The sequence below is a fragment of the Sulfurovum sp. AR genome (genome assembly GCF_000296775.1).
GTDB lineage: Bacteria > Campylobacterota > Campylobacteria > Campylobacterales > Sulfurovaceae > Sulfurovum > Sulfurovum xiamenensis.
Genome location: NZ_AJLE01000002.1, coordinates 106,189 through 126,666, shown reverse-complemented (window position 1 = coordinate 126,666; position 20,478 = coordinate 106,189). Strand labels below are relative to the sequence as shown.

The following is a 20,478-nucleotide window of genomic DNA, read 5'->3' as shown; positions in this document are numbered from 1 at the left end:
GTAGAGTCTTATTAGGCTACGGCTGTTTGTAGAATTTTCAAGTTCGAAAAATATTTTTTTGTAAAAACGAAGAAAATTGTAAAAATAATTCCGAAAAAGACAGTATTGTAAACAATTCCGATGATATTGAAACCATTGAAAATACTAAGTGCCCACATACATGCAGCTAAAACTCCAAAGACTATTATCGAGATTCTTGAACTACGTTGAGGGTTTGAAACGGTAAATTTCTTGTTAATGTACGAAAGTGAATATTTCACACCAAGAAAGACGAAACCAATACTTACCAAATCTTTGAGAATCATAAGTGTTGTAACATCAAGAGATTTACCTAAAAATTTGAGTACAAAGTACCCCGTAAGTAATCCAAAGAATGGAAATATAATAGTTGTATGTAGTATGTGATGTACGACAATACTTGTAGCCGATTTTTCTTTTTTCACTTTTGCTCCTTTTGTAACCTGATTATTTATTAGAAGAACAAAATGTTCTCTATTATTTTTATTAAAGCATTGTAGTATACAAAAAAAATGTCCTATTATCTTTAAGGGAAGTATTAGTGATCATGTGAACTTAGCAAATGCTTGTATAATTGCCTAGAAAACAAAAACCTTATAATATGACGGGGAAGAAACCTCATAAAGTTATATATTTTATAAGGTTTTCTAACTAAAAGGTGAGTTAACGTTTAAAATACTATTTATAAATATTTTAATTTGCATTCTTCAGTTCAACATAAAGATACGTTCTTTGCGGTTCACAAAACGATATTCCAGATGTCGAAAAATCCTGCCGATACACTTTGCCATTTCGTAAACGATATACAATGGAAACTGTAGAAGGTTTAGTATATCCTGTAAATTTAAATTGGCTAGTTGGTGTTGTAAACGAGCGCAGATCGGATGTAAAATTCTTTTCGTTAATTGGTACAGTTATGGGAAAGCCGATACCATTATTTTCCGGAATTCTTATGATGTATTGGACAACCTTTTCCCTATAAGAGGCTAGAACCATTAATGATTCTACTTCAGGTACAGCAGATATATGAAAGTATTCACCATCTCCGCTTACTGCGAGTTTAGGGTCGTCTGATTCGTGATCCCAAGGGGAATAGGCCTTATTCTTTGTTTTTATCACATCAGAAGTGCCGTAGAGTATTTTAATGGCCTCTTCGAAACTGGTTGCTTCCCAAAGATTTGGGTGAGTAGTGTGATAATCGACAGATCTATGATCCTCTTTGACATTAGAGGGATTTTGTACAAGTTTAGGCTTTTCTAGAGTACTTTGATTGATTGGCTTAGAACATTTGAGCTGCTCACCTGTATTGTAGGTGATAATGGCTTGCAGTGTATTTGATTCATTCGTATTATCGGCATATAAAGAGATTGTTTGCAGTGGGAATACACTATCAGATGTCGATGCATCATAGAGGACATTCTCACCTTTTTTAAGTAAAATGTGTGTGATATAACGTAGTTCCGTTGCTTTTTTTTGCTTTATTTTATAATAGTTATTGGCATCTCTCATTCTAAACTTTACGTACATTGAACCACCAATGCTTTTTGCTTTCAATCTCACATCATGACTACAGGTGTCTGAGTAAAGAGTGGCGAATAAGATGGCAATTAAAAGTATTACTCTTATTGGATGTATCATGGAGCTCATTATGTTTTCCTAACTATGTTATTAGAGGAACTAAATGTACTTTCTCCCCTTTTTGAAGCATTTGTAGTATACAAAAAATGTCCAGCTATTACAAGAAATACAACAGGTGAGAAATCCTCATAAAGTTATATATTTTATAAGGTTTTAACAACTAAATATTTCTGATATACTCTTAATACTAAAATAACATAATTGAGACTAAAATGGATATTGCAAGAAGAGTTCAAATAGCATTATTGGGTGAGGTTCCACCCACCCTTAGATTTTTGTATGTTTCATTTAATGGAGATCAGTTAAATTTCCATGCTGTTTTTACAGATGATGCCACCGAGGATCATATAGAATCAGCTAATTGTGTATTAACAGAGGTATCATCTGCCTGTCCTTTGAATACAAAAATAAAAGAAAAAATTGAAAAGAATAGTGATCTGCCTTGGAAAATTAATAATGGTGAAAATCTTATGTATTTAAGATACGGGGAGCTAAGTGATGTTTAGCAAAGCTTTGAAAACTAGGGCTAATCACTAATGTATAGAAAACTTATAAAGTTATATATTTTATAAGGTTTTTAAACAATATATTTGTTCTTCTTGTTTCTATTATGGATTCTCAGATCTCTCAGTTCCATTCTGTATTTCGTATAAGGCATTTTGGAATGCATATATCTCAGGTTTTTCTTTAGCCCAAGTATCATTTCTTGGTATTTTTGTTGCTTCTTTTCGAACCCATCTTCCAAGCCTTCCCCACCATTTTTTTGCGACATCAGGAGCAGAATTTCCTAAAATTGAATAATGATTACCAATCCATCCAAATGTTGACATCCCGATTCCATTATTACTTTTTAGTTTCACGTTAAACTCAAAAATGGCTGTATGACCTGGGCCAAAATAGGGACAACTATCATCAAATCCTGACCTAAGTTCAGTCCATCCCTCAAAAGGGTTTTCAATTAGAGTGTCTTCTTCATCATTATTTTTAGCAAGTAGAGGTAGAGGGCCAGCTAGCTTATGATATAGGCAATATCTTCCTTCATTTGAGATATTGAAATTCTCTTTTGCTTGCCATTTTCCTTTTCCAATAGACTCAATTAAAGCTATATCGGGCTCATTGTTAAGCCAATTGGAAATCTCTTGCAAATCCTTTTCTACAATATACATAGGTATCCATGCCATACATTTTCCTATACTGTTATTTTACGAAGAAATACTATACATTTTTTCATATTAAATTCTAAAATAGCTAGATACAAAAAAGTTAGACAAAACATTTTGATATACTCTTAATAGTGGAATGCATATAGTAAGACAAAGTAATCTGTCAATAAATAGATAGGAAAAAAATGAAACTATGGATGAGTAGTGAAACTAGTCGTGAAGTTTTAAATGAGGATCAATCAACTCAGTTGAGACTTGCTCGTAACTTTGTAAAAGATAAAATTAATTTGAAGATAGAAGATATTTCATATGAAATACCTTTAGATAGTTGGGACTGTATTATTGTAATGATGGGGGATGATTCATTTGAAGAACGAACTATATACTCTATGAAAAAACGTGATATGGACTTCAGATTAAAAATAGATCATGCTGAGTTTAACTCAACTGATGCTCTAGGGCAACAGAAGTTAATTTTTGAAATGCTAATGAGAAGCTTGGATTTACTAAAAGAGAAATTTACAAAAGTAAAACCAAAATTACCCCATACAATTTATGATGAACTAGAAAATCTTAAAGCAGATGTATTAAGCGTAGCAAACTCAAATGGCTGGATATAATGGGGGGCTAACTAGCTCAATCTGTTCCTTAAAAACCAAAACCTTATAATCTAACATATTTTATAACGTTTTTCGCTATAGCGACGTTTGCGAGCCATAAATCTATCCCCTTCAATAGAAAACCTTATAAAATGTTCTATATAGGAGGTTTTATAATTAAAACTATAAAAGAAAGCATAAGCTCAAAAGAGTTTAAAAAACTAATGATTTACACTAGAGGTAGAGAGGATTTAAGACGAAATACAAAAAAGAATTTACTAAGAACATTTGTCTTTTTGTATTACACAGGTGCCAGATTAAATGAGCTTCAAACACTTAAAATAAAAGATGTAAAAAGATTGCTCGAAAAAGGTGAATTGTTTCTGTTTACACAAAAGACAAATTCCCAAAGAAAACTATTCTTGTCTCCTCGCTTCAAACATGATCTGTTAAATCTTGAATTTGAAGATGATGGAGAATGTAAATTAATACAACGTGCAGGTCATCCAAAAAGTTCAATGCATACTCTTAGCTATATAACCATAGTTAACAAGTTCATAAAAGACACTTTGGGACCAAACTATACCTCTCATAGCTTTAGGCAGGGATTACTGACTGAAATGGCAGCAAAGGGTATAAATGTACAAATCATGGCCAGGTTTGTTGGACACAGCTCATTTAAGACAACACTAAATTATGTCAAGCCAACAGATGAGATGGTTATGTCTTCACTTGTTAGGTAGTAGATGAGAAATAGTGTCTACCAAGTGTTTCGCTAAGTTTACGAGGAGACACACCACTATTGTTCTCAACATCTGGATTTGCACCATAAGAAACTAGAAGTTCAATATTATCCTCTTTCCCTGCCATAACAGCTCGGAACAGAGGAGTATTTCCAAAGGTATCCACTGCATCTATATCCGCACCAGCATCAAGTAAAACCTTACATATATTCTGACCACAATCACGTGCTGCAAAAGCCAATGCAGTCCAAGATTGTTCTTTATCTTTAATATTAATATTTACTCCAGATGCAATGAGGGCTTTAATCACTTCAAAAGAATAATCAGTGTCCAAAATGGCATGCATTAAGGCCGTTCGTTCATCATTGTCTGTACCTGATATCAATTCATCAGTTTCGAGGAACTTATCTAAATCAGTTAGGTTCTTCGTATAAACAATTTGAATAAGCTTATCACTAAGTTTTGACATGAATCCCTTTCTACAAGATAGCTATTAATAAAACATATCTGTATTGACAATTAGTCTATTATTTTTAATTTAACTTCAGCACCATCGGGAAGATCTTTAATTTGTTTTCCAACATCTCCAGAATATCTAATAATCTCCATTAGAGGAGCAGTTTTTATATTATCAATTCCATATTCACCACCGAGTGCTCCAGGAATAACCAAATAATATTTTTTACCTTCTTCTAGTGGTCCTAACTTATCTTGTGCTACATCTACCAATCTTCTAAAAACTCTTGATCTTTGGATAAAGTATCAAGTTCTTCTTGGTTCTGTGCCACAATCTCACAATAAACATCTTCTGGGCATAAGCGCCAATATTTACCATCAGTATCTTTAATCATCAGGTTGCCAAAGTCATTCTCTCCAATGACCTCTACGGGGTTGATGCCTATCCAGCCCCAAGACTCTTTAATTTCTTCTACAATGTTCATGTTTTGATTGCGTCCAACTATTTATTTATTCGTCCAATATTTAGAGTATACCAAAAATATATTCTTTGATTCAAAACCTTATAAAATATGTTAGATTATAAGGTTATTGACTATTTTCTTTGAGAGTAAGTGTGATAATGATCTTTATTGATATTTTTTACTTGATTTGTGTAGAGGCATTACTTTATCATTTGTATATAGTATTTACGATATGATTTCATAAATATTTAAAAAATTGAGGGCAAAAGTGAAGTCACCTAAAGGGTTTGGGAAACGCTATTTTACACTAGCATCCATCTTGGCACATACTGTTCAGCGTAAAATTGAAAGTCAAACCATCAAGATCGACCATCTTTTAGCCAATATGACTCCAAAAGAAGCAACGGAAGCGGATGAAAATGATCCTCCAACCGAGCTCTTAAACTTATTCCTTATTACAAATGCAAAGTCTTGCCATTGTAACTGCTTTTATAAGTTAAGAACCAGAATCATTTTAAAGATCAATCATTATATTCCGCGATGTCCCTACTATACGACCTGGTTCGCATTTAGAAGGACCGGAGTACATCCTCCTTACATTACTTTTTAATTTCCAATACATCTAATATCAATACACAATAACACATAACCAAAGGATAGAGTAATGTCAAAAAAAAGCTATATTACAGGTTTTCCAAGAATTGGAGAACAAAGAGAATTAAAAAGAATACTTGAGAGTTTTTGGGCACAGAAATGTTCATTCAATGAAGTTGAAAATGTCGCAAAGGAACTAAAAAAAAGACACTGGAATTATCAAAAAGAGGCGGGTATAAAGTATATCAGTTCGAATGATTTCAGTTACTATGACACAATGTTGGATACGGCGATTATGCTGAGTGCCATGCCAAAAAGGTTCAGCGATCTAGCGAACGAAACGCAGTATTTCTCTATGGCTAGAGGGAATAAAGAGAGTGTGGCCATGGAAATGACCAAATGGTTTAATACCAATTATCACTACATCGTGCCAGAACTCAGCCTTGAAGATGAGTACCGACTTAACAGCGAGAAGATAATCAATGAATATAAAGAGGCAAAGGCACAAGGTATTAAGACCAAGATTAACCTTATCGGACCGATCACATTCCTGGGGCTCTCAAAAAGGGTAGACAGGGGAGATACGTATATGCTGCACTCAAAAGTGTTACCGATCTATGAATCATTGCTCAAAGAGATCGCTACACTTGATGATGAGATTACCGTACAGATAGATGAACCTATCTTTGTAAAGGATAATGACCCAAAAGTTTTAAGCCTGATCAAACCTACCTATGACGCGCTTTCGACTATCTCTGAGTCGATTAAAATCATTGTGACTACTTACTTTGAACACTCAAATGAAGCAACTAGAATTTTGGTCAATACACCGATCTGGGGGCTTGGACTGGACTTTTTGTATGGAGAGAAAAACAAGGAGTCTTTAGCGCGTATTGCCAACAGTGATAAAAAATTGATTGCAGGCGTAGTAGATGGTAGAAACATCTGGAAAAATGATATAAAGCGTACGCTAGAGCTTTTGGAGGACATTGCAAAAGTTGTACCAAAAGAACAACTGTTTGTTTCATCTTCTTGTTCTCTTTTGCATACGCCATTTACACTGAAGTATGAAGAAAAAATGGATAGAGAGATTAAGAACTGGTTGAGCTATGCCGTTGAAAAACTGGATGAAGTTTCTTTGATATCCAAACTATTTTTTGAGGGGGAAGAGAGTCTGAACAACCATGAAAAGGTAGTTCTGGAAAACAATACTCAAGCCAATAAACACAGAAAAACCTCTACTGTTATACATGACAAAAATGTACAAAACAAAGTAGCCAACTTTAATAAATTTACCAGAGACGGTCAGTATGAAGAAAGGATCAAAATTCAAAAAGAAATTTTAGGCTATAGAGAACTGGCAACAACAACGATAGGTTCATTCCCTCAAACACCTGAAGTGAGAAAGGCCAGACAAGCGTTTAAGAACGGGCTCATTTCAAAAGAAGACTATGAACAGCAGATGAAAGCCTATATTGATGACTGTGTGGCATTTCAGGAAGCGTGTGGTCTTGATATATTAGTCCATGGAGAGCCTGAAAGAAATGATATGGTTGAATATTTTGGCGAGCAGCTCCAAGGATATGGATTTAGCCAAAATGGCTGGGTACAAAGCTATGGGAGCAGATGTGTAAAGCCACCATTTATCTACGGAGATATCAGCAGACCAAAACCCATGACTGTGGAATGGATGAAATATGCCCAAAGTAAAACAGAAAAAATCATGAAAGGAATGTTAACCGGTCCCGTTACCATACTCAACTGGTCTTTTGTAAGGGATGATAAACCAAGAGATGAAGTTTCCAAGCAAATCGCTGTGGCCTTAAGTGATGAGATAGATGACCTGCAAAATGCAGGCATTCAAATCATACAAGTTGATGAAGCGGCATTTAAAGAGGGATACCCGTTAAGAGAAGCGGATATAAAGACGTATGAAGCGTGGGCAGTCAGAGACTTCAAAATTGCCGTAAGCACTGCAAAAGAAGAAACACAGATACATACACATATGTGTTATAGTGAATTCAATGATATCATCAAAACCATTGAAGCGATGGATGCTGATGTCATTTCGATAGAGACAGCCAGAAGCGGCAATGAACTGCTTAAAATCTTTAAACAAGTCGGCTACAAGCAAGAAGTTGGACCAGGTGTATATGATATCCACTCTCCAAGAGTACCTAGTGTTGAAGAAATCGTACAACAGATCAAACTACTACTTGAAGTTCTTCCAAAAGAGCAGCTTTGGATCAATCCAGACTGTGGACTAAAAACACGAAAGTGGGAAGAAGTAAAACCTAGCCTAAGTAATATGGTTAAAGCGGTTCAAATCGTTAGAAGCGAATTAGTGTGATAAATATAGGACAAGACAATATGTCTTGTTCTCAAAACCTTATAAAATATATAACTATATGAGGTTCTGGTGCAACAAAAAAAATTAGTTTAAAAATTGGTGTTTTGATCGAAGAAATAAAAAAAGGCATATCCCAAACTTAGGATACGCCTTGCTTTTTTTATCCAAAATATATTAATATAATGAACTAGAGACCACCAAGAAATGCATCCCAGTGTCCAGAATTATCTGGTATTCCTGAGCCAGCTTGATCTACTGGTGCAGGATGATGTGCCATAGCGCTTGAAGCTAAACCGATTGTTAGAAGTAAGATTGCTGTTAATTTTTTCATTATAAATCCTTTTAATTTTTTTGTAATGCTTATCTGATATTCAAATCAGAAACGCTTTATCCAAATTCAGATGAAGTATAAAATAGAAGTGTGAAACTAGTGTGAAGAGAAAACCTTATAAAATATATAACTTTATAAGGCTCTAATTAAGTGTTAAATTTCATCAAAATAAGGACCATCATTTTTGGTGCATACCTTACATGGTCCCAATATATTTGGACAAACATAGAATAGAAAATCACCATTTTTAATTAAATATTCACTTACTCTTCTTTGTTATCTTTAACATCTCATTCCCACCTTTTTGAAATTCATATTCTGTTGCAATGATCTGAACACCATATCCTCTCTTATTAAGTGTATGGATAATGCTGTCGATATGAACAGAACGTTTACCTTCCAAGGTAATGATAGGGAATACTCTTACTTCTTTTGCTACACGCAACATTTCAAAGAGAGCTTCTCTATGAAACGTTTCATCTAAATGGTCACTGTATAAGAACAGAAAGTGTGAACTCAAGGCTAGGTCAAAATACTCATCCTCGAAAGAGAGTTTTGGAAGTGCTTGAAACTGGTAGCGTCCTTCCTCTTTTCCCTTATCATAATCCTTGAGAAAATACTGCATTGCATCCATACGTATGGCATAAAGCTCGTTGGGGTCTTTGATATTTTTCCATACAAAGTCCTTCTCTTTATTTCTCACCTGAGTCATCACTTCTGTGGCCACTTCATCAATTCGTGAAACAATCTGCTTTTGACTGAATTGGTATGTAGGGTCAATGGAGATAATGTTTCCACCTAACTTCGTTACCTCCGCGTTAAAACTTGCAGGGCCGTCACCACATCCCAATACCTTACTTTTCAGCTCCTCGTTTGTGAGCAGGAATATGGCTTGATATTCTGCTAGGTTTCGTCCCCATGGGACAATATTTTCAAGTTTCATTTTATATCACCACCTTGTAATCAAGTAACATTTCATCTCCAGCCATACCCCTGAATCCGAATTGATATGCCGGCGCTTCTTGCATAACGATTTCTATGTCTATGGCTTGAATACGAAGTTCTTTTCGTATCCGTTCAAATAGAAGCTGGATGAGCCTTTTTTTTGTCTGTACTGTTCTGCCTTCCATCATCATGATCTCTATAATAGTATAGGCCTGACTTCTATTCTCAGGGTAGAACATATTCTCTTTTTTCATCGGAAAAAAACGATGAAACTTTTTATCTTCTGGAAACTGTAGCGCTTCCACTACGCAGTCATGAATCACATCAGATAATTGCTCTTTTATTAGGTCTAAATGGGTATCTATCCCATATATTTTTACTTGTGCCATAAGACATCCTTTTATATAAACAATCAAAAAGTCTCCTATCCCTCACAAACATAACCCTCTTATGGTGATTACCTTACCAGGCAAAGCACTTTAAAAATAGAGAGTAATACATTGTATGATATATAAGAAACAACAATAAATTAAAATCAATGATAAATAAGTGTATCAGCTAAATAAGGAGAAAACAGGCTAGCGCCATCTTCTAAGAAGCATTAGTGTAGATTGAAAGTGGTTAAATGTTTTCATTTTTTGCTCCTTACAAGTTTTAGTGATAAAAGTGTAATAGCAATTGCCTTTAGGAAAGCTGTTTGGAAACCAGTTAAATCTCTCCTGTCATGATTATGCATTATCGGTATCTTTATGCCAGTTATTTGAGAAGATCAAACAGATATAAAAATTTCGGATAATACACTTGTTCTATACCTTATAAAATATATAACTTTATGAGGTTTTCTATCTACTTTTGATGGATACTAAAGGCTGCAGCTTATTTCATTGGTACTTACTAATCCCCATTTTCTTGCCTGATCTTGATTCCTGAAAATCGCCATTCCAGTATTCATTTTTTCAAATCCAAGCTTAGCATAAAATGCTTCCTTTCCCAGTGAAGAGTAAAGAATAATCTTGTTATGCCCCTCACTAAACTCTACTAGCTTACGGACGATTGCACTGCCAAGTCCCTGTCCTTTAAAATCGGGGTGTACTGCTACGTCTCCAATATAGGATGTATCGACACCATCGGCCAAGGCCCTACCGGCACCGATAAGAAGTTCTTCTTCATAAACAAAACATTTATAGTTGCTGTTAGTAAAAGCTGTTTTCAAATCTTCCGGACTCTTATCCCCAAGCGGAGCAATCTTATAGAGATTGCTCAGTATTTCAAAATTCACATATTCCTCATCAAAGAACCACTGCATTTTCGCCTTCCTTTTTTTAAAAATCATAATACAAATCACCAAACTACCGATATGTCCAAAGCAGTAAGAAAATGGATAAAAATATTGCTTCACTTATGGATGGTTGAATTTACGAGCCGAAGTCCTTTCACAATTTCATTCTTGGTGCTATTAGTGAAATTGAATCGTATCTCATTATCAATACTCCCATTAAGATAAAATTCTCTCCCCGGAACGAATACAACGTTTTTTTGCAAACACTTTTGAACTAAATTTGATGTACTTATGCCATCTAAAGAACCGTATATGAACATTCCTCCTTTAGGTTTTCTATACTCAAACATCGGTAAAAACTCATCTAATGCTTTAGCAAAAAATTCCATTTTTTCTCCATAAGAGGAACGAATCGTCTCTAGATGTGTTTGATAGTTTTCTATATCACTAAGATAATCATCTATAATACGCTGGGCAATACTGTTGGTATGCAGATCCATCGCTTCTTTGTAAGGGATCAATGGTTTCAGCAATGCTTCACTAGCACGTATCCATCCTATACGTAATGCCGGTGCCAATACCTTGGAAAATGATCCAAGATGAAAACTATGCTTCGGAACCATAGAACTTATAGATGGATAACTACGCTCAAAAAACAGTTGGCTATAGGGACTGTCCTCGATTAGGACACCATTCACATCTTCTATATGATCGGCAACTAGTCTCCGCTTCTCTTCTGAGTAAGTGAGACCCGTTGGATTTTGAAAATCCGGTATCAGATACGCTAGTTTGCTCTGTTGAATATTTTGTGCAAAACCCTCAATATCTATACCGTCATATTCCAACTTGACTGAGGATTGCTTGAGTTTATTCATACTAAATACATTCATTGCACCCAAATAAGAGGGAGCCTCGATGGTAATCTCATGGCTATGATAAAAGCGAGTAATGATGTCCAGTGCCTGTTGAGAACCGGATGTTATCATGATCTCCTCGCTTTTAGTAGGAAATCCTTGCTTTGCATATTGTTCGGCAATCTTTTCTCTAAGAGGCTGATAGCCCTGTGATGTTGTGTACTGAAGAGACGCAGGTTCACTTAATGCCCTATATCCTGATTCACGCAGTGCTTGATAAGGAAAGAGTGATTCATTCGGTAAACCGCCTGCAAAAGAGATCGTTTGATTCGTCGTATGTTCCAGTATTTCTCGTATAAATGAGCGTTTCATTGTTGTACCTTAAGAATATTTTGAACATTGTATCTCTTCATGAAAATAAAGTCTTCACAAAAAGTGTCAATATAAATATCTATTTGTGCTCATAAAGTTATCTAAAAATGCTATAATAGTATCATGAAGAAGAATACAATGCAGTTACATTCACATATAGCTAACAAGTTGATGTCCTATATCTACCAGCATATCGAAACCGATATCAATATCGATGAACTGGCAGCAATGCATAGTGTCAGTAAATTCCACCTTCATCGTATCTTTAAAGAGCAGATGGGTATGAATATCTATGAAACCGTTAAATCTATACGGCTTCAAAAGGCAGCTAACCTTCTCCTCACCAATCCACATTCAACTATTACGGATATTGCCAACCAGTGCGGATACTCCTCCCAAACCTCTTTTATCCGAGCTTTCAAGGAACGATTTTCAAGCTCTCCTAAAATATGGCGGAAAGGAGGATACAAAAGTTATTCAGATCAGATACTCTCTACTTCCTCAACCGCTTCTATATCACAGGCAGACTTCTCCCACTTGGAACCTGAAATCATAAAAACCAAACCTCAAGAGGCTTACTATATCCGTCACAAAGGATATAATTATGAGATCAAAAAAAGCTGGCAGAAACTCATGGCCTGGGTCTATAGTAATAACATCACAGAATATAAACAGATAGGGATCTATCATAACAACCCTATTGTCACACCATTGAAAGAGTGTTACTATATTGCTGCTGTTGTTCCCGACACAAAGACAAAGCTCAAAGAAAGTGTACTCCCCTCATTTATCATCCCCTCAGGACTCTATGCGACGTTTGAAGCTGAAGGACAATACGGTGATATACTAAAGCTGATTCAATGGGCCTACCATGAATGGCTGCCTCAAAGCGGATTTGAAACAACGACACAGCCATCCTATACAGAATTTTATACGAACCATTTTCTTGCAAAAGACGGCAGGTTCAGAGTGAAGTATTTTTTGCCAATCCAATTGATATGATTACATCATATGAAATAATTGGTTAAATTTATTATAATGTTTGAATATGCTCAATGAAGAGGTTCTTGGTTTGATATACTCAATTAATAATTTAACAAAAGATTTAAAACAAAACTATCACTTTATTCTAACCTATTATAGAATTTACATTTATTCGTGTAAATGACAGATGTGAATGAAGATTATCCTTATTGTAAAATGTTTAATACAAAAATGTTATTAGCAAAAGGATACACACAAAAACAATTAGATGATGTAATAGCAGATATTGATTTAGTGCCTTTTGATGAAAAACATCAAATCTTGGCTGCTAAATCGATTAAAGCTATTTACGAAAGTAAATTATTTACAAAAAAAGATTTTGAACTACTCTATAATTTGGGATGGACTCAAAAAGATGTATTTGATGTCATTGATCATGCAGGGACTATTTTTAGAAATGGACGCATATTGACTACTTATGCTATTAAAGATTAATAATATCATTTAAAATAGTATCTAAGCGTTTGCCACATGTGTGTGAATATCCATTTGCGGGTAAGGGATAGAGATACCTTTTTCATCAAATGTAAGTTTTACTTTTTCAATGGTATCAAAATGTACACCCCAGTAATCTGCAGCTTTGACCCATACACGTACCGTAAAGTTCACAGAACTGTCTCCAAGCTCACCTACACCTATAAAACTTGCACGATCCTTCAATATACGGGTGTCAGCATCAATGATCTCTTGGAGGGTTGCCTTTGCCAGTTTTAGATCATCATCATAACCTATACCAAATACAAAATCGACACGGCGTTCTTCTTTTTTGGAAAAATTCGTGATATTCCCTGAAGCAACCGCACTGTTTGGAATTAAAATGACCTTATTGTCCGGTGTTAAAAGTGTTGTATTGAATAGTGTGATAGCCTCCACTGTGCCGCTCTCCCCTGCTACGGTAACGAAGTTCCCTACTTCAAAAGGACGGAACAGTATCAAGATCACACCCGCACCGATATTTCCAAATGTACCCTGAAGTGCCAAACCTATAGCCAAACCGGCCGCACCCAATATCGCTATGAACGAGGTGGTATCGACACCTAGATTATTGATCGCGGCTAAGACCACTACAATCAGCAGAAGTATATCGATGACACTTGCTATAAATGCACTGAGCGTGGTATCGATCTCTCCGCGCTCCATAAGTTTTTTAATGAAAGCAGAGATTTTATGTGCCACCCATTTACCAATGACAAAAATGGCGATAGCACCGATCACCTTTATGCCATATTCAGTACCGTACTGTATTGCCATATCTACATATTTATTGACTTCTGTGTTTGTTACTTCCATTGTCTCCCTTTATTTCCTAAGTTTTTATGTATAAACATTGGTCATACATTGAACCAACATCAGTATAGTATTATATTTTCATAATATTAATATTATGAAACAGTTCGGAATCATATGATTCCTCCAGATTTGGCACCCCATGTGGTTCGCCATCTAGTCTTTACCAAACTTAGTCCTGCCATAGCGATCAAGGCATTTGCAGCTATAAACAGGAACCCTATAGTATAATCCCCAAACATCATTGTAGATGCTCCGAGTACTACTAAAATTCCTACCCCTCCAAGTGCACCGGCTGCTCCAATGAGACCGGTCATAATACCTATATCTTTGGAAAACCTCTGTGGTACAAGTTGAAACAGAGCACCATTTGCCATACCAAGGTTTGCCATAATAAGGAACATAACAAAAATCGCAAACCAAAATGACAATCCTATAAAGGCATTGATAAAGATAAGCAATGTAACACTTGAAAAATAAATATAAAGTGACTTGATCCCTCCCACTCTATCGGCGACAGCTCCGCCTACAGGTCTAAGCAGCGCACCAGCCATGATGCAAAATGCTGCAAAATAACCCGCAACCACATGGATGTTCTCTTCTCCCAATATTTCTGATCCAAACAGTGCCATCTCATTAGAATACATCGCCATCAGATAGACCTTCATATACATGGCAAATCCTACAAAAGCGCCAAAACTCACAGCATAAAAGAGGTTGAACCACCATGTATCTCTATCTTTTAAGAGCCTTATATAATCAGAGAGATTTTTGGGTCTTGGGACATACACTTCTTTGGGCGCATCTTTTGCCATTAAAACATACATGACAAAAATGAGCAGAGACAAAATTGCAACTACAAAAAATACCGATTTCCATCCCCAGATCTCAGCGATCTTAGGTGCAAAAAGAAAACCAAGTACCACACCTATATTTCCTATACCCGCGATACCAAGTACAACCCCTTGTAATCTTGGTGGATACCATTGCCCTGCCTGGGGTAAAGCCACCGCAAAGGATGCCCCTGCAAAACCAAGTCCAACACCTACGAACAACAACTCTTCATAAGAGATATGCTCACCAAATGATGTCACATAAAACAGGGTTAATATGACAATAACCTGTGCTCCCAAAGCACTCTTTTTAGCACCGATTTTACCGACTAAAAAACCAAGTACGACACGCAATAGTGACCCTACCAGTATGGGCACCGAAAGAAGTGTTGCTGTCTCGGAAGATGTCATTAAAAATCCATAATTGGCCAAGCTGTCCGTGATCTCTGTAGCAAGTGGTGCAAGTATCGTCCAGACCATAAAACTAAAATCAAAATACAAAAATGCTGCAAACAAAGTAGAGGGGCTCCCCTGCCCTTTCAGACGATTAATACCTATCATTTTTACTCCTTCAGGACAAGATAAATAGTATAGTAAAGTATACATGAAAATGATACGAAGATCAGTTCTATAGTGATTAAATATTATACATACTTATGTTTATACAACATACACATATTGGATATACTTGACTATGAAGATGTTTAGAGAAAAGGAGTTATATGCGAATCACACGACTTATCATTTTTTTCATTTCTACAATGATACTTTACTGGATCGCAATGGCAGGCTTATTTATCTCTTTTGCATACTCTAAAGGCTGGATATTCGCAGACTTTGAGTTTATCAATGCCAAACAGGCTATTGTACGTTTAGCCAATGATAGCAACATTACACTGCTTGATGTAAGAACGGTCAAAGAGTATGAAGAAAAACACTTAAAGAATGCTATAAACATACCGGTTCAACAACTTGATAGTAATCTTATCAGGCTGGAAAAAGTGAGATCCAAACCTATTATGGTCTATTGCCGGTCAGGGAGTAGAAGTATTAAAGCATCACGTATTTTAGAAAAAAACGGATTTACGCCACTGAATGTTGAGGGGGGTATCATAGAGTTGATACGTAATGATGCAGAGATCGTAAGGTGACCTGTATGGGATGAAGCATACTCCAAGTCCCCCCATACACAAGTAAAACAGTACTTCTGTTCAATCCTACTTTTGATCATCCTCTACATCATATATACTGAAGATCGCTTCATAGCCCATAAGTTGCAGTTTTTTATCGAGAGTTTTTGCATCAAAACCGTTCATTTTTACAAATGATAATAATTTCACCTGTTGTTCTCTACTCAACCCTGCCAGCTCCAACTCAAATTCCATCTCTTCTAAAGTCATTCTATATCCTTATAAAACCTGTCACAAATACCCATGGCATTTTCACAGATCTCAGTATTTTTAAGGATTGTACCATGCAATACTTAGAGTTGAAATTTCCTGATAACTCCATCCTTTATATCACAACTACGCGTCAAGATCGAACCGATCCAGATTCATCACCTTGGTCCATGCGGCTATAAAGTCATGGATAAAACGTTCTCGCGCATCCAAACTTCCGTAGACTTCAGCCAGGGCACGTAGCTGGGAATTTGAACCGAAGATCAGATCGACACGTGTCCCAGTCCACTTAGGCTCACCTGTCACACGGTCACTGCCTTCAAAGATATCCTTATCCTCTGAAACTGCCTTCCATACAATACTCATATCAAGCAGATTGATGAAAAAATCGTTTGTAAGCATCTCCGGACGCTGGGTAAAGACACCATGCTGCACTTGATCAACATTGGTATCCAAAACACGCATGCCTCCAAGAAGTACAGTCATCTCTGGTGCTGTTAGCGTGAGCAGTTGAGCCCGATCTACAAGCATCTCTTCAGCAGAGACGGAGAATTTTGTCTTCAAATAGTTACGGAAACCATCCGCGACCGGTTCGAGTACATCAAAGGCAGTCACATCAGTCTGTTCCTCTAAAGCATCCATACGGCCCGGTGTAAATGGCACCGTGACATCATGACCGGCACGCTTCGCTGCCTCTTCAACACCTGCACAGCCTGCCAGTATGATAAGATCAGCGAGTGAAACCTTCTTGTCTCCAGGCTGGCTCTCAGTGTACTCGTGCTGGATGCCTTGGAGTATAGCAAGTACTTTTGAAAGTTGATCTGGCTGGTTTACTTCCCAGTCTTTCTGGGGTGCCAGACGGATACGTGCACCGTTACCACCGCCGCGTTTATCAGAACCACGGAAGGTTGAAGCAGTTGCCCAGGCTGTTGATACCAGTTCCGAGACAGAGAGTCCGGAATCAAGAACTTTAGCCTTAAGCAAAGCAATATCTGCATCATCGATCAGAGTATGATCCACAGCAGGAATGGGATCTTGCCAGATGAGATCCTCATCCGGTACTTCAGGACCCAGATATCGTGACTTCGGTCCCATATCACGGTGGGTCAACTTGAACCATGCACGGGCATAGGCATCTTGAAAGTCAGTGGGATTTTCTAAGAAATGTCGTGAGATCCTTTCGTACACAGGATCAAAACGAAGCGAGAGGTCTGTGGTCAACATGGTGGGTGTATGATGTTTTGATGGATCCTGGGCATCCGGTATCGTATCCTCCGCGTTTATCGCTCTCCACTGATGGGCACCTGCAGGGCTTTTTGTCAGTTCCCATTCATAGCCGAAAAGGTTTTCTAAGAAGTTACTGCTCCATTGTGTCGGTGTCTTGGTCCAGGTCACTTCCAGTCCGCTACCGATCGTATCACCACCTTTTCCTGTGCCGTAACTGCTGCTCCAACCGAGTCCCTGTTCCTCGATCCCCGCTGCTTCAGGCTCTGGACCGACATGGGCTGCATCACCGGCTCCATGGCATTTTCCAAAAGTGTGTCCCCCCGCTATCAGGGCAACTGTCTCTTCATCGTTCATGGCCATTCTGGCAAAGGTTTCACGGATATCCTTGGCTGCTTCAAGAGGATCCGGGTTTCCGTTGGGACCTTCAGGGTTTACATAGATCAATCCCATTTGAACGGCTGCAAGAGGATTTTCAAGTTCCTCATGATCACCGGAATAACGCTTGTCATCCAACCAGGTACTTTCCATACCCCAGTAAATGTCCTTTTCCGGTTCCCAAATGTCTTCACGTCCACCTCCGTAACCAAAGGTCTTAAAGCCCATGGATTCCATCGCAACATTACCTGCAAGTATCATCAGGTCAGCCCAGGAGATCTTTTGACCATACTTTTGCTTCACTGGCCATATCAATCTACGTGCTTTATCGAGATTGACATTATCAGGCCAGCTGTTAAGGGGTGCAAAACGCTGATTTCCACTCCCCCCACCACCACGGCCGTCACCACTACGGTAAGTACCCGCACTGTGCCATGCCATACGTATGAACAGTGGGCCATAGTGACCAAAATCTGCTGGCCACCAATCCTGAGAGTCGGTCATCACTGCAATGAGATCTTTTTTTACAGCTTCAAGATCAAGACTATTAAAGGCTTCAGCATAGTTGAAATCATCACCCATAGGATTGGATAGTGAAGAGTGTTGGTGCAAAATATCGAGTTTCAACTGGTTAGGCCACCAGTCCTGGTTCGACATACCCCCACCCGAAGTATGTTGTATAAATTTTTTGTTATCAAACATGACATTCTCCTCATTGTGTTAGAATCTGATTTAAAGATGCCACACATGCATCTAAACCATTTTATAAACATTTAGATAATTCTATTTATTGATTTAACTTAAAGTATAAGACGATAATGTGCAAAGAGTGTGTAGGAAAAGTATTCTTAACTGGTTTATAATAAAAATTGTATCCTATAGTTCTAAAACCTTATAATTTAACATATTTTATAATGTTTACCATTCTAGCTACACTTAAGGAGTATACAGATATTACTGCATTCAACAGATCAGGATTCCTCTGCATCAGCTAAAGTCAAAGCGAAGAGTACATTGACTCCGTGAGATATCAGTACTTTTTGTGCTTCTTGCAGTGTAATACCCGTTGTGATGATATCATCTACCAATATCACATCTATACCTGACTTACCTTTATAAAGAAAATCCCTCGGGTTTTCCAAACGGAACTGTAGGTTTTTACCCGAATAGTTCACCCTGTTCTGTGCCATGAGTGCACTGTGTTGTATGATAGAGGTTTTTGTCTTCATCGCCTGTGTAAGCAGTGCCACATGAGAATATCCGCTTTTGACATATTCATCTATGCCCACTATATAAACAGCTCTCTCATCAGACTCTACAAACTCTTCAATAAATGGTTTCATGGTCATATGGGCCAAAGCTTTGTAGATACGGTATCCTTCGGGTTTATGTTTACTATGTAGCAGTGTCTCCAGTGTGGAGTACTTAAAAAAGCTGATGACATCCAGTGTTCCTACTTTTCGAGTACTTACCGTAGGTATAAACAAGTGTTCTACACATTGCTTGCAAATGATCTTAAAACTTAATTTTGAACAAGAAAAACAACGCATAACAAACCCTTCCACTTTGCTTGATCAAGCCTATATATTCTGAAGATAATCATAGTTATCAGGTATAAAATTCCAGATAGTCTATCAAAGTATTAATTGTAGCGAAATGGTATAATATCATATTAATTACAAGCGAGTGTATGTATGATAAAAAATAAGATCCATACTATGGTAGCAGCATCTATTCTATTGCTTATCAATGGATGTGGTTCTGATACGCCAGAACCTGAGGAAAAAAAGCGCAAAGTAGCCGGTTTTCATACAGATAGGTCTATGTTTATCGCTACTGTTGATAAAGTGTCACCTACAAAAGAAGATCGTAATGCCATGATAGGCGAGTTTATCATGAAATCAAATCTTCAGTGTCAGCACTACTTGGACAATCCGCTCAATAAATCATCCAACCCTAAAAAACAAGGGCTCTATATGGATATTTTTGATGGTGTAAGCCAAGCATTTGGCATGAAACATATCACAGATGGTGCCAAAAAACTCTATATTAAAAAGAGTGGTAATGGCACTAATAAAGCAAAAATAGCCTATGAAAATGCACTGTCTCCCGAAATTAAACAGGGTGTGGAAATAGCAAGAGAAAAGTATGCACAAAAAATGCTCCTGCGAAAGACAAGGATGATAGAAAGTTACACCATAGCCATGTTGGAACGGGATATGGAGAACTATGATAAATTATGTAGTTATGAAACGGGTTTGATCGAGATACATAAAGCACTCAAAAAGGCACAAAGACAACCAAAAATAAAACCTTTTTCTCCCAAAATAGATCCTACTACCATCAAAAATAAAGTGGAGGCTGTAACCAGAGAGGCGGAAGCCAATGAACTATCAAACGTAAAGATAGATGTAAAGGTCCTAAATGCTAAAGAATCAGAAAAAGAGAGTCAAAGCCAAACCATGAGTGACATAGAAGAGCTTAACAATACTGCATTTTAAAGATA

25 protein-coding genes are annotated in these 20,478 nt (G+C 37.1%); 9 read left to right on the top strand and 16 right to left on the bottom strand.

The window, feature by feature from the left end; translation table 11 throughout:
• Positions 1 to 11: 11 nt before the first annotated feature.
• Complete coding sequence (locus tag SULAR_RS02230) at positions 12 to 443, bottom strand: hypothetical protein (protein WP_008242566.1); 432 nt, start codon at positions 441 to 443, stop codon at positions 12 to 14.
• A gap of 268 nt (positions 444 to 711) precedes the next feature.
• Entirely contained in the window at positions 712 to 1,545 is an 834-nt protein-coding gene (locus SULAR_RS02225; protein WP_188084875.1) for a hypothetical protein, read from the bottom strand.
• A gap of 323 nt (positions 1,546 to 1,868) precedes the next feature.
• On the opposite strand from SULAR_RS02225, the gene SULAR_RS02220 reads away from it, so the two are divergent.
• The gene (locus SULAR_RS02220) at positions 1,869 to 2,162 is read left to right on the top strand and encodes a hypothetical protein (protein ID WP_008242555.1); all 294 of its coding nucleotides are present in this window, start codon (positions 1,869 to 1,871) and stop codon (positions 2,160 to 2,162) included.
• A gap of 102 nt (positions 2,163 to 2,264) precedes the next feature.
• Here the strand turns inward: SULAR_RS02220 and SULAR_RS02215 are convergent, their stop codons facing one another.
• Positions 2,265 to 2,837: a hypothetical protein gene (locus SULAR_RS02215; protein WP_008242554.1), complete on the bottom strand. Its 573-nt coding sequence runs from the start codon at positions 2,835 to 2,837 to the stop codon at positions 2,265 to 2,267.
• Positions 2,838 to 3,004: 167 nt separating this feature from the next.
• On the opposite strand from SULAR_RS02215, the gene SULAR_RS02210 reads away from it, so the two are divergent.
• Complete coding sequence (locus SULAR_RS02210; RefSeq protein WP_008242553.1) at positions 3,005 to 3,439, top strand: Imm44 family immunity protein; 435 nt, start codon at positions 3,005 to 3,007, stop codon at positions 3,437 to 3,439.
• Positions 3,440 to 3,570: 131 nt separating this feature from the next.
• Complete coding sequence (locus SULAR_RS02205; protein WP_008242552.1) at positions 3,571 to 4,161, top strand: site-specific integrase; 591 nt, start codon at positions 3,571 to 3,573, stop codon at positions 4,159 to 4,161.
• Here the strand turns inward: SULAR_RS02205 and SULAR_RS10820 are convergent.
• Genes SULAR_RS10820 through SULAR_RS11275 form a run of 3 tightly spaced genes read right to left on the bottom strand, consistent with a single transcriptional unit; the run spans position 4,154 to position 5,102 of the window.
• A complete protein-coding gene (locus tag SULAR_RS10820; protein ID WP_008242551.1) occupies positions 4,154 to 4,630 on the bottom strand; it encodes an ankyrin repeat domain-containing protein in 477 nt (158 codons plus the stop codon). The two genes, SULAR_RS02205 and SULAR_RS10820, sit on opposite strands and share 8 nt — an antisense overlap.
• 50 nt (positions 4,631 to 4,680) lie before the next feature.
• Complete coding sequence (locus SULAR_RS11280) at positions 4,681 to 4,890, bottom strand: T6SS immunity protein Tdi1 domain-containing protein (protein WP_202947438.1); 210 nt, start codon at positions 4,888 to 4,890, stop codon at positions 4,681 to 4,683.
• Positions 4,884 to 5,102: a hypothetical protein gene (locus tag SULAR_RS11275; RefSeq protein WP_202947437.1), complete on the bottom strand. Its 219-nt coding sequence runs from the start codon at positions 5,100 to 5,102 to the stop codon at positions 4,884 to 4,886. The genes SULAR_RS11280 and SULAR_RS11275 overlap by 7 nt, the downstream gene beginning before the upstream one ends.
• Before the next feature lie 247 nt (positions 5,103 to 5,349).
• Here SULAR_RS11275 and SULAR_RS11095 point away from each other — a divergent pair, with 247 nt between their 5' ends.
• Entirely contained in the window at positions 5,350 to 5,691 is a 342-nt protein-coding gene (locus SULAR_RS11095) for a hypothetical protein (RefSeq protein WP_155993686.1), read from the top strand.
• A 54-nt stretch (positions 5,692 to 5,745) separates the two neighbouring features.
• A complete protein-coding gene (metE, locus tag SULAR_RS02190) occupies positions 5,746 to 8,025 on the top strand; it encodes a 5-methyltetrahydropteroyltriglutamate--homocysteine S-methyltransferase (protein ID WP_008242550.1) in 2,280 nt (759 codons plus the stop codon).
• 187 nt (positions 8,026 to 8,212) lie between these two features.
• Here metE and SULAR_RS11090 read toward each other — a convergent pair whose 3' ends face one another.
• From SULAR_RS11090 to SULAR_RS02170, 5 genes are all read right to left on the bottom strand, one after another.
• Positions 8,213 to 8,356, bottom strand: coding sequence for a hypothetical protein (locus tag SULAR_RS11090; RefSeq protein WP_155993683.1), 144 nt, complete (start codon positions 8,354 to 8,356; stop codon positions 8,213 to 8,215).
• Between the two features lie 259 nt (positions 8,357 to 8,615).
• Positions 8,616 to 9,299: an SAM-dependent methyltransferase gene (locus SULAR_RS02185; RefSeq protein ID WP_008242549.1), complete on the bottom strand. Its 684-nt coding sequence runs from the start codon at positions 9,297 to 9,299 to the stop codon at positions 8,616 to 8,618.
• Position 9,300: 1 nt separating this feature from the next.
• The gene (locus SULAR_RS02180) at positions 9,301 to 9,690 is read right to left on the bottom strand and encodes a tautomerase family protein (RefSeq protein WP_008242548.1); all 390 of its coding nucleotides are present in this window, start codon (positions 9,688 to 9,690) and stop codon (positions 9,301 to 9,303) included.
• Positions 9,691 to 10,163: 473 nt separating this feature from the next.
• The gene (locus SULAR_RS02175; protein WP_008242547.1) at positions 10,164 to 10,607 is read right to left on the bottom strand and encodes a GNAT family N-acetyltransferase; all 444 of its coding nucleotides are present in this window, start codon (positions 10,605 to 10,607) and stop codon (positions 10,164 to 10,166) included.
• An 89-nt stretch (positions 10,608 to 10,696) separates the two neighbouring features.
• A complete protein-coding gene (locus tag SULAR_RS02170) occupies positions 10,697 to 11,806 on the bottom strand; it encodes a PLP-dependent aminotransferase family protein (protein ID WP_008242546.1) in 1,110 nt (369 codons plus the stop codon).
• A gap of 138 nt (positions 11,807 to 11,944) precedes the next feature.
• On the opposite strand from SULAR_RS02170, the gene SULAR_RS02165 reads away from it, so the two are divergent.
• Complete coding sequence (locus SULAR_RS02165) at positions 11,945 to 12,808, top strand: GyrI-like domain-containing protein (RefSeq protein WP_008242545.1); 864 nt, start codon at positions 11,945 to 11,947, stop codon at positions 12,806 to 12,808.
• A gap of 171 nt (positions 12,809 to 12,979) precedes the next feature.
• Positions 12,980 to 13,285 carry a hypothetical protein gene (locus SULAR_RS02160; RefSeq protein WP_188084874.1) on the top strand — a complete coding sequence of 102 codons (306 nt, stop codon included), beginning with the start codon at positions 12,980 to 12,982 and terminating at the stop codon, positions 13,283 to 13,285.
• A gap of 21 nt (positions 13,286 to 13,306) precedes the next feature.
• On the opposite strand, the gene SULAR_RS02155 is transcribed toward SULAR_RS02160, so the two are convergent.
• Positions 13,307 to 14,140 (bottom strand): mechanosensitive ion channel family protein, encoded by an 834-nt coding sequence (locus SULAR_RS02155; protein ID WP_008242543.1) that lies wholly within the window; start codon positions 14,138 to 14,140, stop codon positions 13,307 to 13,309.
• A gap of 110 nt (positions 14,141 to 14,250) precedes the next feature.
• On the bottom strand, positions 14,251 to 15,531 hold the full coding sequence (locus SULAR_RS02150) for a nitrate/nitrite transporter (RefSeq protein ID WP_008242532.1): 1,281 nt from the start codon (positions 15,529 to 15,531) through the stop codon (positions 14,251 to 14,253).
• A gap of 161 nt (positions 15,532 to 15,692) precedes the next feature.
• Here SULAR_RS02150 and SULAR_RS02145 point away from each other — a divergent pair, with 161 nt between their 5' ends.
• The gene (locus SULAR_RS02145) at positions 15,693 to 16,121 is read left to right on the top strand and encodes a rhodanese-like domain-containing protein (protein ID WP_008242530.1); all 429 of its coding nucleotides are present in this window, start codon (positions 15,693 to 15,695) and stop codon (positions 16,119 to 16,121) included.
• Between the two features lie 66 nt (positions 16,122 to 16,187).
• On the opposite strand, the gene SULAR_RS02140 is transcribed toward SULAR_RS02145, so the two are convergent.
• From SULAR_RS02140 to SULAR_RS02130, 3 genes are all read right to left on the bottom strand, one after another.
• Positions 16,188 to 16,370, bottom strand: a complete 183-nt coding sequence (locus SULAR_RS02140) for a hypothetical protein (RefSeq protein WP_008242528.1) — start codon at positions 16,368 to 16,370, stop codon at positions 16,188 to 16,190.
• A gap of 126 nt (positions 16,371 to 16,496) precedes the next feature.
• Positions 16,497 to 18,674, bottom strand: a complete 2,178-nt coding sequence (gene katG, locus SULAR_RS02135; protein ID WP_008242526.1) for a catalase/peroxidase HPI — start codon at positions 18,672 to 18,674, stop codon at positions 16,497 to 16,499.
• Positions 18,675 to 18,943: 269 nt separating this feature from the next.
• Positions 18,944 to 19,522 carry a ComF family protein gene (locus SULAR_RS02130; RefSeq protein ID WP_008242523.1) on the bottom strand — a complete coding sequence of 193 codons (579 nt, stop codon included), beginning with the start codon at positions 19,520 to 19,522 and terminating at the stop codon, positions 18,944 to 18,946.
• A gap of 144 nt (positions 19,523 to 19,666) precedes the next feature.
• On the opposite strand from SULAR_RS02130, the gene SULAR_RS02125 reads away from it, so the two are divergent.
• Positions 19,667 to 20,473: a hypothetical protein gene (locus tag SULAR_RS02125; RefSeq protein WP_008242521.1), complete on the top strand. Its 807-nt coding sequence runs from the start codon at positions 19,667 to 19,669 to the stop codon at positions 20,471 to 20,473.
• Positions 20,474 to 20,478: the final 5 nt, after the last annotated feature.

What these genes read in the sequence shown, in the direction of transcription:
- SULAR_RS02220 (WP_008242555.1), top strand. Translation starts at nt 1,869, where the DNA reads ATGGATATTGCAAGAAGAGTTCAAATAGCATTATTGGGTGAGGTTCCA.
- SULAR_RS02150 (WP_008242532.1), bottom strand. Translation starts at nt 15,531, where the DNA reads ATGATAGGTATTAATCGTCTGAAAGGGCAGGGGAGCCCCTCTACTTTG.
- SULAR_RS02180 (WP_008242548.1), bottom strand. Translation starts at nt 9,690, where the DNA reads ATGGCACAAGTAAAAATATATGGGATAGATACCCATTTAGACCTAATA.
- SULAR_RS10820 (WP_008242551.1), bottom strand. Translation starts at nt 4,630, where the DNA reads ATGTCAAAACTTAGTGATAAGCTTATTCAAATTGTTTATACGAAGAAC.
- SULAR_RS11275 (WP_202947437.1), bottom strand. Translation starts at nt 5,102, where the DNA reads ATGAACATTGTAGAAGAAATTAAAGAGTCTTGGGGCTGGATAGGCATC.
- SULAR_RS02225 (WP_188084875.1), bottom strand. Translation starts at nt 1,545, where the DNA reads ATGTACGTAAAGTTTAGAATGAGAGATGCCAATAACTATTATAAAATA.
- SULAR_RS02155 (WP_008242543.1), bottom strand. Translation starts at nt 14,140, where the DNA reads ATGGAAGTAACAAACACAGAAGTCAATAAATATGTAGATATGGCAATA.
- SULAR_RS02170 (WP_008242546.1), bottom strand. Translation starts at nt 11,806, where the DNA reads ATGAAACGCTCATTTATACGAGAAATACTGGAACATACGACGAATCAA.
- SULAR_RS02175 (WP_008242547.1), bottom strand. Translation starts at nt 10,607, where the DNA reads ATGCAGTGGTTCTTTGATGAGGAATATGTGAATTTTGAAATACTGAGC.
- SULAR_RS02210 (WP_008242553.1), top strand. Translation starts at nt 3,005, where the DNA reads ATGAAACTATGGATGAGTAGTGAAACTAGTCGTGAAGTTTTAAATGAG.
- SULAR_RS02140 (WP_008242528.1), bottom strand. Translation starts at nt 16,370, where the DNA reads ATGACTTTAGAAGAGATGGAATTTGAGTTGGAGCTGGCAGGGTTGAGT.
- katG (WP_008242526.1), bottom strand. Translation starts at nt 18,674, where the DNA reads ATGTTTGATAACAAAAAATTTATACAACATACTTCGGGTGGGGGTATG.
- SULAR_RS02215 (WP_008242554.1), bottom strand. Translation starts at nt 2,837, where the DNA reads ATGGCATGGATACCTATGTATATTGTAGAAAAGGATTTGCAAGAGATT.
- metE (WP_008242550.1), top strand. Translation starts at nt 5,746, where the DNA reads ATGTCAAAAAAAAGCTATATTACAGGTTTTCCAAGAATTGGAGAACAA.
- SULAR_RS02205 (WP_008242552.1), top strand. Translation starts at nt 3,571, where the DNA reads ATGTTCTATATAGGAGGTTTTATAATTAAAACTATAAAAGAAAGCATA.
- SULAR_RS02130 (WP_008242523.1), bottom strand. Translation starts at nt 19,522, where the DNA reads ATGCGTTGTTTTTCTTGTTCAAAATTAAGTTTTAAGATCATTTGCAAG.
- SULAR_RS11090 (WP_155993683.1), bottom strand. Translation starts at nt 8,356, where the DNA reads ATGAAAAAATTAACAGCAATCTTACTTCTAACAATCGGTTTAGCTTCA.
- SULAR_RS02185 (WP_008242549.1), bottom strand. Translation starts at nt 9,299, where the DNA reads ATGAAACTTGAAAATATTGTCCCATGGGGACGAAACCTAGCAGAATAT.
- SULAR_RS02145 (WP_008242530.1), top strand. Translation starts at nt 15,693, where the DNA reads ATGCGAATCACACGACTTATCATTTTTTTCATTTCTACAATGATACTT.
- SULAR_RS02125 (WP_008242521.1), top strand. Translation starts at nt 19,667, where the DNA reads ATGATAAAAAATAAGATCCATACTATGGTAGCAGCATCTATTCTATTG.
- SULAR_RS02165 (WP_008242545.1), top strand. Translation starts at nt 11,945, where the DNA reads ATGCAGTTACATTCACATATAGCTAACAAGTTGATGTCCTATATCTAC.